1 pseudogene is annotated in these 688 nt (G+C 64.4%); it reads right to left on the bottom strand.

Annotated features, from left to right (window positions below):
- Positions 1–688: pseudogene (locus P7F28_RS09800) on the bottom strand (hypothetical protein); the annotation flags it as partial.

Here is a 688-nt window from a genome sequence, read left to right on the forward strand (position 1 = left end):
CGGATCGCGGTATCGCATTGCGACGTGACTCGTCCACGACTGCCGGATCGAAGGATGCGGGCCGGGATGGTGCGGAGTCTGCCAGCACGGCGGCTCGTGTTGTGCTTGTCGAAGCGGTTTCAGTTAAACCCGCACCGACAGCCTGTGCTTCGCTGCGCGCCAACGCATCGCGCAGCGACTGCGAAAAATGAGGCCCATGACCGCCGGCCCTGGACATGTCTGCAGTAGCCGACGTCGTTGAGGCGGCTGGTGGACCAGTGAGAGGTGTGTTGGTGGCGGGCCCCCTTTCGGGTGTCTTTGGAGCGACGTGCGGCTCGGCGACGACAGACTGCGGCTCGAGGGCAAGCGCCACGTGCACCGCAGACGGAACGTCGAACTTGACCGGCGCGAAGACCGATCGTTGCGCTTTTTGCTCGAAGTCCACCGTTACGTCCAGCGCTTTACGAACGACCTTATGCACCAGCGCTTCCGCCCCTTGCGGGCTGCGCTCCGGATTAATCGCGTTGAACAGATCAGAGTGCACCGCCGTATCCAGTCCCGCGAGCAGCTCGATCGCGATGACCGTCTGTGCGAGCATGGCCGTGCGCATGCGCTCGAGCTTCAGCGGCACCACGCGCCGCTCAACGGAGTAATCGCCCGTGCCGATCCACGTGCCGAACGCACCGTGTGCCGCCGGATTCCATCGCTC

Source organism: Caballeronia sp. BR00000012568055, assembly GCF_029439455.1.
Taxonomy (GTDB): domain Bacteria; phylum Pseudomonadota; class Gammaproteobacteria; order Burkholderiales; family Burkholderiaceae; genus Caballeronia.